The sequence below is a fragment of the Enterobacter sp. Taxon_8 genome (assembly GCF_058354585.1).
In genome coordinates, this window is record NZ_CM177989.1 from 1,235,188 (window position 1) to 1,250,580 (window position 15,393).

Genomic DNA, 15,393 nt, shown 5'->3' on the forward strand with positions numbered 1-15,393 from the left:
TGGAATTGATTTTGCCGTTGACACTCCGCAGCGGAATTCATATTATGCCGCCCGTCAACATGACAGCTTTACGATGGGGCTATAGCTCAGCTGGGAGAGCGCTTGCATGGCATGCAAGAGGTCAGCGGTTCGATCCCGCTTAGCTCCACCAAACTCTGAACCCAACAGAGTGCGGTTAGTAAAGTCATATGTGGGGCTATAGCTCAGCTGGGAGAGCGCTTGCATGGCATGCAAGAGGTCAGCGGTTCGATCCCGCTTAGCTCCACCAAAATTGTAAACCCTCGTCGAATGACGGGGGTTTTTTTTATCTGTTTGTAACGCCCTTTACCGCATTTTGTTATCAAAAAGAAGGTATTTCTGTACCTCGCCTCAATCGTAATCAATAAACCGGTCTATAAATAGACTTGAACTTGATTCGCGCAATTAATAAACCTATTATCCATCCGGTCAATGATTCTCCTGGAAAATAACGTCCCTGATTAATGAATAAAAAAACGTATGATAATGTAAAGATATTTATGATTGCCCTGGCACTTTGCCTGATTGCGGTGCCTGTCTCCCGTTATCTTTCTCCACGCGCAATTGTTAATGGTCACGACGTTTATTTAGCATGGTTGCCACTCAGCGTTATGCTGGCGGTCATTCTGATATTTGGGCGCAGAGCAATTCTTCCCATTCTGTTAGGTTTTACTGTCACTAATTTATTCTATATTAATTTAGCGCCGCTACAATATCCAGTTTTACTGTTCTGTCAGACCCTTGCGTTATTCGCGGGGTGCGGCCTGCTACGCCTTATGCTGGGCAAGCGCTGGCGCTACAGTATCCCTAACAAACACATCGGGCTTCGTATATTCTGGCTCGGTTTTGTCGTGCCATTAGGTATTAAGCTGTCGATGTATATGGCAGGCTATTTCTTTGATTTTCCGGTGACAATTTCGACCTATTTCGGCGAAGGTACGGTAATTTATAACGTTGTGGATATTCAAAGCCTGATATGCGCGGCGCTGATTTTTACCATGATGTTCTATTACCCGTTAAGAATGATAATTAATCCTCGTTATGCCGTCACCTTCTGGCGGCGAAGCGTGAAGCCCGTGTTTTATCACAAGAATCCATTATATATTTTTGTCTGGTTAGCGCTTTTAAGCTTCATTCTTGTCATTTTATGTGGTCCTTTTGAGTCACCGGTCATTGCGGGCTATTTGATGCCGCTGATATTTATTCTTTTTACCTTAGCGATAAGCCGCCTGACCTATGCGTTGATTTCTCTGCTGTGGGCCACATCAGCGCTCCTGCTGCTGACATACAACTATAATTTCCTTAACGGGGTGGAATCGGGACATTCGCTCTCCTTTATCCTCTCCGTGCTGATCTCTTTCGCCATCTGTTTGCTTTACATGTCTCGCATTTACCAGCGCAGCGAGTGGCTGAAGCGGGGCTGGCAGGACAGGGCGCTGACCGATCCTCTTACCGGTCTGCCTAATATTCGTGCGCTGGAGGATTACCTTGAAATTCATCCGGATGCCAAAGTGTGCATTTTGCGCATGGATAATCTGGAGTTTTTGAGCCGCCACTACGGGATTATCATGCGGGTCCATTGCAAACGAACGATCGCCACGTCGCTCCAGCCGCTCCTGCAAAAAGATGAGATGCTCTTCCAGCTTCCCGGAAGCGAGTTGGTGCTGGTCTTGCTCGGGCCGGAAATTGCTGAACGTCTCCAGCATATGGTCGATCGGCTCAACAGCAATAAGATTTTCTGGAACAACACCGGGCTGGATATTGAGTTTGGCGCGTCATGGGGAATGGTCGAAGACGGTGAGAAACTGCATCACACGCTGGGGCAGCTAAGCTGGCTGGCAGAACAGGCCTGCGGAGAGCAAAACGTACTCGCGCTCACGAATAGTCTTGAGGTGGCATCAGGGCAAACGACAGAGCGTGTCCTGATGCTGGCCCGGATTAAGCATGCGCTTGAGGCGGGGCAGTTTAATTTGTATGCGCAGCCGATCCAGAAGGCGGACGGGAGCGGGTACTATGAAATCCTGACGCGAATGGAGAGCGAGGGGGAGATTATTACCCCTGACCGCTTTATTCCGCTGATTGCGCAGTTCAACCTCAGCCACCGGTTTGATATGTGCGTCATGGAAAAATTACTGGTGTGGCTGCGCGATAACCCTGCAACGCACGCTGGCGCCCGTTTTTCCGTCAACCTGATGCCGCTGACGCTGATGCAAAAAGAGGTGGCGACCGAGATTTGCGCGCTGTTTGAACGGTACGGCGTTGCGCCTCAGGCAGTCGTGATTGAGATTACTGAAGAGCAGGCTTTCTCAAATTCAGGCACGAGTATCAACAATATTCAGCAATTGCGGGAGTATGGTTTCCGTATTGCCATCGATGATTTTGGTACTGGCTACGCTAACTATGAGCGTCTCAGACGCCTGCAGGCGGACATCATTAAAATCGACGGCTGCTTTGTGAAAGACATTTGTACAGACGACATGGATGCAATGATTGTGCAGTCGATGTGTAATCTGGCAAAGACAAAATCGCTCTGCGTCGTCGCGGAATATGTGGAAACACCGGCGCAGCGGGAGATGCTGCTCCGCTTCGGTGTGGATTACCTGCAGGGCTACCTGATAGGCAAACCCAAACCGCTGGAAGAATTACGGACATAAAAAAACCGGGAGCCTGGCTCCCGGTTTTTGTTTCACGGTAAACGTTACAGGACCAGTGCCGCAATGGACGCTGACAGGACGCTCACCAGCGTAGAGCCGTAAACCAGTTTCAGGCCGAAGCGAGATACCACGTTACCCTGTTCTTCGTTCAGACCTTTAATCGCACCCGCGATAATCCCGATGGACGAGAAGTTCGCGAAGGAGACCAGGAACACGGAGAGAATGCCTTCCGCACGCGGAGAAAGCGTACTGGCAATTTTCTGCAGATCCATCATTGCAACGAATTCGTTAGAAACCAGCTTGGTTGCCATGATACTGCCCACCTGCAGCGCTTCGTGAGCCGGAACACCCATCACCCATGCAACCGGATAGAAGATGTAGCCCAGAATCCCCTGGAAGGAGATACCCAGCACCGCAGCGAACAGGGCGTTCAGCGCAGAAATCAGCGCAATGAAGCCGATCAGCATGGCGGCAACGATAATCGCGACTTTGAAACCGGCCAGAATGTACTCACCCAGCATTTCGAAGAAGCTCTGGCCTTCGTGCAGGTTTGACATCTGAATGTTCTCTTCGCTTGCGTCAACGCGGTACGGGTTGATCAGCGACAGAACGATAAAGGTGCTGAACATGTTCAGAACCAGCGCAGCAACCACGTATTTTGGTTCCAGCATGGTCATATACGCGCCCACGATAGACATGGAAACGGTAGACATTGCGGTTGCCGCCATGGTGTACATGCGGTTGCGGGACATCTTGCCGAGAATATCTTTATACGCGATGAAGTTCTCAGACTGACCGAGGATCAGGGAACTGACGGCGTTGAAGGATTCCAGCTTGCCCATACCGTTCACTTTGGATAACAGGAAGCCAATTCCACGAATCACGAACGGCAGAACGCGGATGTGCTGCAGAATACCGATCAGCGCGGAGATGAAGACGATAGGGCAGAGAACCTTCAGGAAGAAGAACGCCAGACCTTCGTCGTTCATTTTACCGAAGACAAAGTTGGTCCCTTCGTTGGCGAATCCGAGCAGTTTTTCGAACATTTCGGAGAAGCCTTTCACGAAGCCGAGGCCTACGTTGGAGTTCAGGAAGAACCACGCAAGTAAAACTTCAATGACCAGCAGTTGAACAACATAACGGATACGAATTTTTTTGCGGTCTGTGCTGACCAGCAATGCAAGTGCAGTAACGACAACAAGTGCCAGGACAAAATGAAGGACGCGGTCCATATTTGCTCCAAATATGAGGCAGGTTTAATTTTCGTGCACATTCTATGTAACAACCGAAAAGAAAACGAGATCGAGGACACACTATAGTTACATCCTGTGACGAGTCTCAAAAATAGTGATCCACAATACATTTTTGTAATGTTAGGTAAATGCGTGAAAAGTTAAGTTTGTGTGCTAGTCTTCACAAAAGCATGCGCGATTTCAGTTTCGGTTAGATCGCCCCACTTACCCGCCCGTCTATCGTTCAAAGCTATCAGAGAAATCACTGCAAACTTTATAAATGATCTTGATAACCATTCTCATTTTGATAGCATTAAACATAGCAAAGGCTATATTTCAGAGGCAGAAATGACAAACAGTCGCGTAGAGGGTAGCAGTGGCAGAGCCGCGCGCAAGTTGCGGTTCGCATTAATGGGACCTGCGTTCATCGCTGCCATTGGCTATATCGATCCAGGAAACTTTGCGACCAATATTCAGGCCGGGGCCAGCTTCGGCTATAAGCTGCTGTGGGTGGTGGTCTGGGCTAACCTGATGGCGATGCTGATTCAGATGCTCTCCGCAAAGCTGGGGATTGCGACGGGTAAAAACCTGGCGGAGCAAATTCGCGACCATTACCCGCGTCCCGCCGTCTGGCTCTACTGGGTTCAGGCTGAAATCATCGCCATGGCTACTGACCTCGCTGAGTTTATCGGTGCAGCGATCGGCTTTAAGCTGATTCTGGGCGTGTCGCTGTTGCAAGGGGCGGTGCTGACCGGGATTGCCACTTTCCTCATCCTGATGCTGCAGCGTCGGGGTCAAAAGCCGCTGGAGAAGGTGATTGGTGGTCTGCTGCTTTTTGTGGCGGCGGCCTACATTGTCGAGCTGATTTTCTCACAGCCGAATCTGGCACAGCTCGGTAAAGGGATGGCGATCCCAAGCCTGCCAACGTCGGAAGCGGTGTTCCTGGCCGCCGGGGTGCTGGGGGCGACCATCATGCCGCACGTGATTTATTTGCACTCCTCGCTGACGCAGCATCTCCACGGTGGGACGCGTAAAGAGCGTTACTCCGCCACCAAGTGGGACGTCGCGATCGCTATGACCATCGCAGGGTTTGTAAACTTGGCGATGATGGCGACTGCAGCCGCGGCTTTCCACTTTAACGGTCATACCGGTATTGCCGATCTCGACCAGGCGTATCTCACGCTGGAGCCGTTGCTGAGCCATGCTGCCGCCACGATATTTGGTCTCAGCCTGGTAGCTGCCGGCCTTTCTTCTACGGTGGTGGGCACGCTGGCAGGCCAGGTTGTGATGCAGGGGTTTGTCCGCTTCCACATTCCGCTGTGGGTTCGTCGCTCCGTCACCATGCTACCGTCATTTGTGGTGATTCTGATGGGTCTCGACCCAACGCGAATTCTGGTCATGAGCCAGGTTCTGCTGAGTTTTGGTATCGCGCTGGCGCTGGTGCCGCTGCTGATCTTTACCAGCAACAAAACTCTGATGGGCGAGCTGGTTAACTCAACGCTGGTAAAACGAACAGGATGGGCCATCGTGGTGGTGGTCGTTGCGCTGAACCTGTGGTTGTTGGTGGGAACCGCACTGGGTCTTTAACAAAAAAAGGAGCCTCCATGGCTCCTTTTTTATTAGTGGTGATGGCCGTGACCATGACCTTTCCCGCGACCCCAGCCGCCGCGACGGTCGTCACGATCGTTCCAGCCTTCACGGTAGCCGCGCTCATACGCGTTGTCTTTATACCAGCCGCGGTGTCTGCCGTTATCATGTTTCCACCAGCGATCGCCGCGCCATTCATAATGACGGTGCCAGTAGTCACGGTCGCGCCAGTAGCCGCCGTCCCAGTATCTGCCGTAGTCGTCACGATCGCCAATTTGTAATTTTACTGATGGCAACAGGGTGATTTCGCCCGCAGTGGCGATCAGCGGCGCCGAAGCCAGTAATACCGCTGCAAGAATCAGTGACCTGAACATACTCTTTCTCCTTCACGATCGGGGCCTTTGGTGGGCCTGTTAACGCAATTTTACGAGTTGGTAAAGCTTCGTATCATCGCCTCAACTCCGAATTCCTGGGGGAGAGCACTTTTTGCTAAAAACGGTTTTATATTGAACTGCTCAGGATCGCGTCTATACGGGCCAAATCATCCACAGAGAAATGGCGGTTTGCCAGCATCCCCACGGCGTCATCAATTTGAGCCGCTTTACTCGCCCCAATCAGCACTGAGGTCACACTCTCATGACGTGATACCCAGGCCAGCGCCATCTGGGACAGCTTCTGGCCGCGCTCTTCCGCCATGGCGTTCAGCTTTCTAATCTTCTCCAGCTTCTCTTCGGTGAGCTGGTCGGGGTTAAGGAACTGACTGCCGCTTGCCGCGCGTGAGTCTGTGGGAATGCCGTTCAGATAGCGGTTGGTCAGTTGCCCACCGGCCAGCGGCGAGAAGGGAATACAGCCGACTCCTTTTTCCTGCAGCACGTCCAGCAATTCTTCTTCCGGCGCACGCTCAAACAGGGAATATTTCGGCTGGTGGATCAGGCAGGGCGTACCGAGATCGTCAAGGATATCAATCGCCTTGCGGGCCAGTTCAGCGGGGTAGTTGGATAATCCAACATACAGAGCCTTCCCCTGACGCACCGCATGGTCAAGCGCTTTCATGGTTTCCAGCAGCGGCGTCTGCGGGTCAGGACGGTGATGATAGAAGATATCCACATACTCCAGCCCCATCCTCTTCAGGCTTTGATCGAGGCTTGCCAGCAGGTATTTGCGTGACCCCCAGTCGCCGTAAGGACCCTCCCACATGGTATAGCCCGCTTTGGTTGAGATGATTAGCTCGTCGCGCCAGGGCAGGAAGTCCTCCTGTAAAATACGGCCGAAATTACGTTCGGCCGATCCCGGTGGCGGGCCATAGTTGTTGGCAAGGTCGAAATGCGTAATGCCCAGATCGAACGCACGCTGTAAAAGTTGACGGCTGTTTTCGATAAGGGTGGTATCACCGAAGTTATGCCACAGCCCGAGCGAGATGGCGGGCAACCTGAGCCCGCTTTGCCCACAGCGGCGATACTCCATTGTCCCGTAACGATTTTTGTCCGGCTGATAACCCATTTTCGTAACCTCTGGCGCTGAAGTGTAAAATCAGTGTATGCGTTTACATTTACGTGAAAAAAAGCAGCATAGCGCAGCCTTTTTTGTAAAGCATTCTTTCCATGTCCTTCTTATCGCCAATTCTGGACAGCCATCACGCTTATTTAATACTCAAGGTGAGGTCAACATTAGAAGGATACCTGTTCATGCGTACCCCATACTGCGTCGCCGATTACCTGCTGGACCGTCTTACAGATTGTGGAGCCGATCATCTGTTTGGCGTGCCGGGCGACTATAACCTGCAGTTTCTCGACCACGTGATAGACAGCCCCGATATCTGCTGGGTGGGCTGTGCCAACGAGTTAAACGCCTCTTATGCCGCGGACGGATATGCCCGATGTAAGGGCTTCGCCGCGCTGCTGACGACATTTGGCGTAGGAGAGTTAAGCGCCATGAACGGCATTGCGGGCAGCTATGCCGAACATGTTCCGGTACTGCATATTGTGGGGGCGCCGGGTATGGCGTCACAGCAAAGAGGGGAGCTACTGCACCACACGCTGGGCGACGGTGAGTTTCGTCATTTTTATCATATGAGCGAGCCGATTACTGCTGCACAGGCGATCCTGACCGAACAAAACGCCTGCTATGAAATCGACCGGGTGTTAACCACTATGCTCCGGGAGCGTCGCCCCGGCTATCTGATGTTGCCTGCCGACGTGGCAAAAAAGGCCGCCACGCCTCCTGTAAGCGCTCTCACGCTCCGCCATGCGCATGCCGATAGCGCCTGCCTGAAAGCGTTCCGGGAGGCCGCTGAGAACAAGCTTGCCAGAAGCAAGCGTACTGCGCTGCTGGCCGATTTCCTTGTCCTGCGCCATGGCCTGAAGCATGCGCTACAGAAATGGGTTAAAGACGTGCCGATGGCACATGCCACCATGCTGATGGGCAAAGGAATATTTGACGAACGTCACGCTGGTTTTTACGGCACCTACAGCGGATCGGCGAGCGCTGGCGCGGTAAAAGAGGCGATTGAAGGGGCTGATATCGTGCTGTGCATCGGGACGCGATTTACCGATACCCTTACCGCCGGCTTCACGCATCAGCTCACCCCGGCACAAACGATAGAAGTTCAGCCTCATGCTTCACGCGTTGGTGATATCTGGTTTACCGGCATCCCCATGCTTCAGGCAATCGAAACGCTGGTGGAGCTGTGTAAACAGCACGTGCACGGTACGCCCGTACCGTCCTCTCAAAACTTGATGGCCTACCCGCAGCCGGATGGCTCGCTGACGCAGGCGAATTTCTGGCAAACGCTGCAGACGTTTATTCGTCCGGGAGACATCATTCTTGCGGATCAGGGCACCTCGGCCTTCGGCGCGATCGACCTTCGTCTGCCGGCGGACGTGAATTTTATCGTCCAGCCGCTGTGGGGATCGATCGGTTACACGCTGGCGGCGGCATTTGGCGCACAGACGGCCTGCCCGAACCGGCGCGTGATTGTCCTGACGGGGGATGGCGCGGCGCAGCTCACCATCCAGGAGCTCGGCTCGATGCTGCGGGATAAACAACACCCCATCATTCTGGTCCTTAACAACGAAGGGTATACGGTGGAAAGAGCGATCCATGGGCCTGAGCAACGCTATAACGACATTGCGCTATGGAACTGGACGCAAATCCCGCAGGCACTGAGCCTTGATCCTCAGGCCCAGTGCTGGCGGGTCAGTGAAGCGGAGCAGCTGGCGGACGTCCTTGAAAAAGTGGCGCACCACGAGCGGCTCTCGCTGATTGAGGTGATGCTGCCGAAAGCGGATATCCCGCCGCTGCTGGGGGCGATTACCAAAGCGCTGGAAGCGCGCAATAGCGCCTGATTATTTGTCGTTTCGCCAGGCCATCATCATCGGTTTGCCCGCCAGCAGGAGCCAGGCGGGCAACATCACGATACAAAGCAGAGGGAAAAGCGTCGAATCTGGTACGACTACAGCCGCCATAAACAGGCTTAGCCAGGCGTCGCGCGTGACCACCAGAACCAGCCCCAGAATAGAACAAGAGACGGTAATCGCCGCAGGGACCGCATCGACATGCTCGTGCAGCATCAGCCCCAGCGCGACGCCGACAAAGACCGCCGGGAAGATGCGTCCACCGCGGAAACCGCAGGCGGCCGCCACCACCAGCGCTGCCAGCTTGATTACGGCAAACAGCAGATAGTCGGAGACGCTAAATACCTGGCTGAAGGCCAGCTGCTGCATCTCGTCCAGACCTTTGAACAGCGTCACCGGCCCGCCGATTGCCCCTAAGATACCGAGGATCAAACCGCCGGCTCCCAGAATCAACACCGGGTGTTTGAGTCTATGCATCAGCCGATGCAGACGTGGAAGGCACCACACTGCCACCATGCCCAGCGCAATGGCGATGGCGACGACGATGGCGCCGCTGAAAATATCAGCGATTTGCATCTGGCCGTAGTGGGGCAGGGAGAGTGAAAAATGGGGATGGAAAAACAGGCTGGTGGTCAACGCCCCGGCTGCTGCGGCCATCAGCGGCGCAAACAGCTTATCCCACAGCGGGACGTCGTTATTGCTACTGAGCGTCTGCGAAAAGATCAGTGCTGCCGCAACGGGCGTGCCGAAAAGCGCCCCGATGGTGCCTGCGGAGGCGAGAATGGTCCAGTCCAGCGCGCCGACGCGAGGCAAAATGCGTGAACCGAGAAAAACCGCCAGGCCAATATTCACGGCCATAATCGGGTGCTCAGGACCCAGACTGACGCCGCCGGCAAGGCCCAGAATCAACGCAATGATTAGCCCTGGCAACGCCGAGGGCGCAACCGGGGCACCAATCAACGGTTCCTGTGCCGGATCGGGGCCGGCATGGCCGGGACTGAAACGGATCACCAGACCCACCGCTATACCGGTTAACGTCAGCATTCCAACGATCCAGGCAGGAGAATCAACGGGGACGCCCAGTCCTGCAGGAAGCGCGTTCCATAATAGTGTTTGCAGCACCGACGCGACTTTCATCACGACAATGAGCACCAGACTTGAAACCACGCCAATGATGAGCGCCGGAATGGCCAGCAATAGCATGGTTCTGGCTCGCGGGTGGAGCATGATGATTTCCTTGTACAAAACGGTATTACGTTACTTTGCACATTAAGCCTTATGGCAATAGTGCAAAAGGTGCTGAAACGGTAAAGTTATTCTGTGACGAAGATCGATAATCCACGGGCATTCACCTTCCGGTCGTTGTTGTTATCACGCCTTGAATTTACAGTGTCCCAAAGATTTATTTTGACTTTAGCGGAGCAGTTGAAGAATGACAAAGTATGCGTTGGTAGGTGATGTGGGCGGCACGAACGCGCGCCTCGCATTATGCGATGTAAGTAGTGGTGAAATTTCCCGGGCGAAAACCTATTCCGGGCTGGATTATCCAAGCCTTGAGGCCGTTGTCCGCGTATATCTGGAAGAACATCAGGTGAGCGTTGAAGATGGCTGCATCGCAATTGCCTGCCCGATAACCGGCGACTGGGTCGCCATGACCAACCATACCTGGGCATTCTCCATCGCCGAAATGAGAAAAAACCTCGGCTTTGCGCATCTTGAAATCATCAATGACTTCACCGCGGTGTCCATGGCGATCCCGATGCTGAAGCCGGAGCATCTGATCCAGTTTGGCGGCGCTGAACCGGTCGAGGGTAAGCCGATTGCGGTCTACGGGGCCGGTACCGGCCTGGGCGTTTCACATCTGGTGCATGTCGCTCAGCGCTGGGTGAGCCTGCCGGGTGAAGGTGGTCACGTGGACTTTGCGCCTAACAGCGAAGAAGAGGGCATTATCCTCGAAGAATTGCGCGCTGAGATCGGCCACGTCTCCGCCGAGCGCGTCCTTTCAGGTCCGGGACTGGTGAACCTGTACCGGGCGATTGTGAAATCAGACGGTCGTCTGCCGGAGAATCTACAGCCAAAAGACGTTACCGAACGCGCGCTGGCGGACAGCTGCATTGACTGCCGTCGTGCCCTGTCGCTGTTCTGCGTGATTATGGGACGCTTCGGCGGCAACCTTGCGTTGACGCTGGGTACCTTCGGGGGCGTTTATATCGCGGGCGGAATTGTGCCGCGCTTCCTGGAGTTCTTCAAAGCCTCCGGCTTCCGCGGCGGGTTTGAGGATAAAGGGCGATTCAGAAGCTACGTACAGGACATCCCGGTTTATTTGATCGTGCATGATAACCCGGGCCTGCTGGGGTCGGGTGCCCACCTGCGTCAGGTTCTCGGTCAGATTCTCTGATGCTTGGCCCTCTCCCGCGGGAGAGGGCTTTTTCTTTACAGGTGCATAAGCTGGCGGAACTCTTTCACCTTGCTGCGGCTCACCGGCACCTGAAAATCCAGATCCTTCAGGCGCAAGATATAGGTGTTGTTAAACCACGGTTCGATCTCGCGGATCTTGTTTAAATTCACGCAGAACGAGCGGTGGCAGCGGAAAAAGTGCGACGCAGGCAGCTTGCTGAAAAACTCGGTGATGTTCATCGCCATCACGTAAGATTCCCGCCGCGTATAGACAAAGGTCATCTTTTCATGGGCTTCGGCATAGTAGATATCATTGACCGGCGTCACGATGATGCGCTCATCTTTGACCAGATTGATGGTGTCGTTGTCCCTTACCGTTGGGCTGGCGTTAGCAGGGGCTGTCTGCTGCTGCCATGCGGCCTCCAGCTTTTGCAGCATGCTGACAATCCGCGATTCCTGGTAAGGCTTAAGGATATAGTCAAACGCCTCCAGCTCGAAGGCCTCTACGGCGTGCTCTTTCCAGGCGGTAACGAACACAATAAACGGCTTATGGGCAAACTGATTGATGTTTTGCGCCAGCAATACGCCATCCAGCGACGGAATATTGATATCCAGAAAAATGGCGTCGACCCGGTTATGCTGCAAAAACTTCAACACGTCCAGACCGTCATCAAACGTACCCACAATGTCCATCTGGCTGTGGGTGTTGATAAGCCAGGTTAGCTCCTGTTGAGCCAGAATTTCATCTTCGACAATAATAACTTTCATGGGTTACTCCACCTGGGGCAACAGTGATGTTGTCGAATGGACCGGAGAGCGCTCATTCGGGACGTAAAAAGCAATTTCGGTGCCCGGTTCAAGACGCTGAATGTGCAGTCCATCGCCGTAAAGCAGCTTGACCCGGTGGTGTACGTTCAGCAGGCCGATTTTATTTCCGGGCATCTCGTTAGACTCGACGCGCTCAATGACTTTAGGATCAATTCCGTGGCCGGTATCGCGCACGGCAATCCGCACCCGGTTTCCGCTTTCGGTGATGCTGATGGTGACCACCCCTTTGCCTTTACAGGGTTGAATGCCGTGAACAATCGCGTTTTCGACCAGCGGCTGGATAAGCAGGCTCGGGATCACGCAGTTGACCTCTTCATCAATATCGTAAATGACCGTGAGCTTGTCGCCAAAGCGCGCCTGCTCAATCGCGATGTAGTCTTTTATCTGATACAGCTCTTTTTTGATGTCGATCTGCTCGTCATCTTTCAGCTCGATGTTGTAGCGCAGATAGCGCGACAGATTAAAAATCAGCTGGCGCGCGGTGTCCGGATTAAGACGAATGGACGAGGAGATCGCGTTCAGCGCGTTAAACAGGAAATGGGGATTGATTTTGCTCTGCAGCGCGCGAAGCTCTGCCTTATTTGCCATCTCACGCAGCTGTTCTGCCCGCGAAACCTCCAGCTGAGTCGAGATAATCTGCGACAGGCCGATGGCCATCTCCTGCAGCGTCGAGGTGATCTGATGCGCGTGGCAGTAATAAATTTTCAGCGTACCCGTCACGACGCCTTTCTCCCACAGCGGGATCACCAGCATGGAGTGGATTTCCGGCGTTCGGTGGGCTTCATCATTGTTTTTAATAATGATTTTACCGTAGTTAATCGCCTGTCTGGTGGTCGGGCTAATGGTGTCATCGTTGTCGCGATAGTTGTGTTCCCCCACGCCGACGTAGGCCAGCACGTGGTCAATATTGGTGATGGCGACAGCGTCAGCATGAATGTCGTGGCGAATGATCTCGCAGACCTGACGCAATGATTCCGCGTTAACGTGACGGAAGAGCGGCAGCGTTTTGTTGGCGATATCCAGCGCCAGCTTGGCCTGACGTGCGGCGCTTGCTTCTTTTTCGCCTTCAACGCTTTGCACCAGCAGCACGATAAAGCCGATGCACACGCTGCCCAGAATCATCGGAATACCGATTTTCGAGACGATATCCAGCCCCAGCGCGGTGGTGGGGGCCCAGATAACGACCAGGATCATGGTCAGCGTTTCGCACACCATGCCCGCCACGATCCCGGCGCGCCAGCGCTGTTTTTTCGGGATTTTGCGGCTGATCCAGCCGGATAGCACCCCGGCGATAATGCTGGTGATAAAGCAGGGCACCGCCGTCACGCCGCCGATATCAATCAGATAGCGATGGGTTCCGGCAATCACGCCGGTGATGACGCCCACCCACGGGCCAAACAAAATTCCGCCGGACATCACGGCGATAATGCGCACGTTAACCAGCGAACCCTCTACCGGCACGCCTGACCAGGTGCTGAACAGGGCGAACAGGGAAAAGATAGCGGTAACGGCCAGCAGCTCTTTTGGCGAGTGTGCGGATTTGTGCAACAGCTCGCGAAACAGGCGAATGCGAATGAGGAAGAACAGGCAAATCAGCATTAATGCCGCACGGTCAAAAACCGCCAGCAGCATAGTAAATATTTCGTGCACGAGTAGACCTGGGAAAACGGGAAAGAACCATGATAAAAAACCTGGCGCGTATTGACCAGCTATCCGTCAGGTTTATCAAATGAGGAAAAACCATAATTTCTAAAGGGGATTGTCTGTCGGTAACGGACACGTCCTGATTTTTTATAGCCTGCGTATCGTCAGGTAACTGTTTTGATATCATCCTGTTAAATAACAGCTATCAGAAAGCCAACCCTGAAACAGGGGCTTCCGCTTTTCGTCACAGCAGGGTTCCGGTTTTCAGGCGATTGCTTTTTTTTCACTTCCCTCTCGACAGCATGATTTTTTTCAGGTTATTTTCTAAACATGCCACATCGGTGGCAACGTCGCTCGGACGGTCCGGGCGCTAACGTTAATCTGAGGAATCTATGGCTGAATTCAGTCCTGAACGCCGTTTTACGCGTATCGATCGTCTCCCCCCTTATGTTTTCAATATCACAGCTGAACTGAAAATGGCTGCGCGTCGGCGCGGCGAAGACATCATTGATTTCAGCATGGGTAACCCTGACGGCCCAACGCCACCGCATATCGTTGAGAAGCTCTGCACGGTTGCCCAGCGCCCGGATACGCACGGCTACTCAACCTCTCGCGGTATTCCCAGGTTACGTCGCGCGATCTCGCGCTGGTATCAGGATCGCTATCAGGTTGATATCGATCCGGAAAGTGAAGCGATTGTCACCATCGGCTCGAAAGAGGGGCTGGCACACCTGATGCTGGCTACGCTGGATCATGGCGATACGGTGCTGGTGCCTAATCCAAGCTATCCGATCCATATCTACGGCGCGGTGATTGCCGGCGCCCAGGTCCGCTCTGTGCCGCTGGTGGAAGGTGTCGATTTCTTTAACGAACTGGAACGTGCGATTCGTGAAAGTTATCCGAAACCGAAGATGATGATCCTCGGCTTCCCGTCGAACCCAACGGCGCAGTGCGTGGAGCTTGATTTCTTCGAGAAAGTGGTTGCGCTGGCTAAGCGTTATGACGTGCTGGTGGTTCACGATTTAGCCTATGCTGACATCGTCTATGACGGCTGGAAAGCCCCGTCGATTATGCAGGTCCCGGGCGCGCGTGACGTGGCGGTAGAGTTCTTTACCCTGTCGAAAAGCTACAACATGGCGGGCTGGCGTATTGGCTTTATGGTGGGTAACAAAACGCTGGTGAGCGCACTGGCGCGCATTAAGAGTTACCACGATTACGGCACCTTCACGCCGCTGCAGGTCGCGGCTATCGCTGCCCTGGAGGGCGACCAGCAGTGCGTTCACGAGATTGCCGCCCAGTATAAGCGCCGCCGTGACGTGCTGGTAAAAGGCTTGCATGAGGCGGGCTGGATGGTGGAAATGCCGAAGGCATCCATGTACGTCTGGGCAAAAATTCCGGAACCGTATGCGGCGATGGGATCGCTGGAGTTTGCCAAAAAACTGCTTCAGGATGCAAAGGTGTGTGTCTCGCCTGGCATTGGATTCGGTGATTATGGCGACACCCATGTGCGATTTGCCCTGATTGAAAACAGCGACCGTATTCGTCAGGCGGTGAGGGGCATCAAGAGTATGTTCCGGGCCGATGGTCTTCTCACCTCAAAGAGCGTCGCAGAACATCCCGCATCGTCATGACATAAAAAAACAGGAGCCGATGGCTCCTGTTTTTTTGACTGCATGTTCT

The 15,393-nt window shown here is 53.7% G+C and carries 11 protein-coding genes and 2 tRNA genes; 7 read left to right on the plus strand and 6 right to left on the minus strand.

Annotation, left to right across the window (positions count from 1 at the left end; all coding sequences use genetic code 11):
• Positions 1-75: 75 nt before the first annotated feature.
• The 3 genes from AC4IBF_RS05905 to AC4IBF_RS05915 all read left to right on the plus strand — a co-directional run bounded on the left by AC4IBF_RS05905 (position 76) and on the right by AC4IBF_RS05915 (position 2,672).
• Positions 76-151, plus strand: a tRNA-Ala gene (locus tag AC4IBF_RS05905).
• A gap of 41 nt (positions 152-192) precedes the next feature.
• Positions 193-268 (plus strand) — tRNA-Ala (locus AC4IBF_RS05910).
• 214 nt (positions 269-482) lie between these two features.
• Positions 483-2,672, plus strand: a complete 2,190-nt coding sequence (locus AC4IBF_RS05915) for a sensor domain-containing phosphodiesterase (RefSeq protein ID WP_491463197.1) — start codon at positions 483-485, stop codon at positions 2,670-2,672.
• A 44-nt stretch (positions 2,673-2,716) separates the two neighbouring features.
• Here AC4IBF_RS05915 and AC4IBF_RS05920 read toward each other — a convergent pair whose 3' ends face one another.
• Positions 2,717-3,904, minus strand: a complete 1,188-nt coding sequence (locus AC4IBF_RS05920; protein ID WP_008501591.1) for a NupC/NupG family nucleoside CNT transporter — start codon at positions 3,902-3,904, stop codon at positions 2,717-2,719.
• Between the two features lie 348 nt (positions 3,905-4,252).
• Between AC4IBF_RS05920 and AC4IBF_RS05925 the strand changes: the two genes are divergently transcribed.
• On the plus strand, positions 4,253-5,491 hold the full coding sequence (locus AC4IBF_RS05925; protein WP_008501590.1) for an Nramp family divalent metal transporter: 1,239 nt from the start codon (positions 4,253-4,255) through the stop codon (positions 5,489-5,491).
• 32 nt (positions 5,492-5,523) lie between these two features.
• Here the strand turns inward: AC4IBF_RS05925 and AC4IBF_RS05930 are convergent, their stop codons facing one another.
• Together AC4IBF_RS05930 and mgrA are read right to left on the minus strand one after the other, a co-directional pair.
• Positions 5,524-5,865, minus strand: coding sequence for a DUF2502 domain-containing protein (locus AC4IBF_RS05930; RefSeq protein WP_111965213.1), 342 nt, complete (start codon positions 5,863-5,865; stop codon positions 5,524-5,526).
• Positions 5,866-5,992: 127 nt separating this feature from the next.
• Positions 5,993-6,991, minus strand: coding sequence for an L-glyceraldehyde 3-phosphate reductase (mgrA, locus tag AC4IBF_RS05935; protein ID WP_133294875.1), 999 nt, complete (start codon positions 6,989-6,991; stop codon positions 5,993-5,995).
• 185 nt (positions 6,992-7,176) lie between these two features.
• Here mgrA and ipdC point away from each other — a divergent pair, with 185 nt between their 5' ends.
• Entirely contained in the window at positions 7,177-8,835 is a 1,659-nt protein-coding gene (ipdC, locus tag AC4IBF_RS05940; RefSeq protein WP_111965215.1) for an indolepyruvate decarboxylase, read from the plus strand.
• On the opposite strand, the gene AC4IBF_RS05945 is transcribed toward ipdC, so the two are convergent.
• Positions 8,836-10,071 carry an ion channel protein gene (locus AC4IBF_RS05945; protein WP_133294874.1) on the minus strand — a complete coding sequence of 412 codons (1,236 nt, stop codon included), beginning with the start codon at positions 10,069-10,071 and terminating at the stop codon, positions 8,836-8,838. It abuts the gene before it with no gap.
• 205 nt (positions 10,072-10,276) lie between these two features.
• Between AC4IBF_RS05945 and glk the strand changes: the two genes are divergently transcribed.
• Positions 10,277-11,242 (plus strand): glucokinase, encoded by a 966-nt coding sequence (glk, locus tag AC4IBF_RS05950; RefSeq protein ID WP_115875942.1) that lies wholly within the window; start codon positions 10,277-10,279, stop codon positions 11,240-11,242.
• Between the two features lie 35 nt (positions 11,243-11,277).
• On the opposite strand, the gene AC4IBF_RS05955 is transcribed toward glk, so the two are convergent.
• Positions 11,278-12,009: a LytR/AlgR family response regulator transcription factor gene (locus tag AC4IBF_RS05955; protein WP_491463198.1), complete on the minus strand. Its 732-nt coding sequence runs from the start codon at positions 12,007-12,009 to the stop codon at positions 11,278-11,280.
• 3 nt (positions 12,010-12,012) lie between these two features.
• A complete protein-coding gene (locus AC4IBF_RS05960; protein ID WP_115875940.1) occupies positions 12,013-13,719 on the minus strand; it encodes a sensor histidine kinase in 1,707 nt (568 codons plus the stop codon).
• A 386-nt stretch (positions 13,720-14,105) separates the two neighbouring features.
• On the opposite strand from AC4IBF_RS05960, the gene alaC reads away from it, so the two are divergent.
• A complete protein-coding gene (gene alaC / locus AC4IBF_RS05965; protein WP_023308710.1) occupies positions 14,106-15,344 on the plus strand; it encodes an alanine transaminase in 1,239 nt (412 codons plus the stop codon).
• Positions 15,345-15,393 lie beyond the last annotated feature (49 nt).

Coding starts and splice junctions, on each gene's coding strand:
- glk (WP_115875942.1), top strand. CDS start 10,277: ATGACAAAGTATGCGTTGGTAGGTGATGTGGGCGGCACGAACGCGCGC.
- AC4IBF_RS05925 (WP_008501590.1), top strand. CDS start 4,253: ATGACAAACAGTCGCGTAGAGGGTAGCAGTGGCAGAGCCGCGCGCAAG.
- AC4IBF_RS05920 (WP_008501591.1), bottom strand. CDS start 3,904: ATGGACCGCGTCCTTCATTTTGTCCTGGCACTTGTTGTCGTTACTGCA.
- AC4IBF_RS05945 (WP_133294874.1), bottom strand. CDS start 10,071: ATGCTCCACCCGCGAGCCAGAACCATGCTATTGCTGGCCATTCCGGCG.
- AC4IBF_RS05955 (WP_491463198.1), bottom strand. CDS start 12,009: ATGAAAGTTATTATTGTCGAAGATGAAATTCTGGCTCAACAGGAGCTA.
- alaC (WP_023308710.1), top strand. CDS start 14,106: ATGGCTGAATTCAGTCCTGAACGCCGTTTTACGCGTATCGATCGTCTC.
- AC4IBF_RS05915 (WP_491463197.1), top strand. CDS start 483: ATGAATAAAAAAACGTATGATAATGTAAAGATATTTATGATTGCCCTG.
- mgrA (WP_133294875.1), bottom strand. CDS start 6,991: ATGGGTTATCAGCCGGACAAAAATCGTTACGGGACAATGGAGTATCGC.
- ipdC (WP_111965215.1), top strand. CDS start 7,177: ATGCGTACCCCATACTGCGTCGCCGATTACCTGCTGGACCGTCTTACA.
- AC4IBF_RS05930 (WP_111965213.1), bottom strand. CDS start 5,865: ATGTTCAGGTCACTGATTCTTGCAGCGGTATTACTGGCTTCGGCGCCG.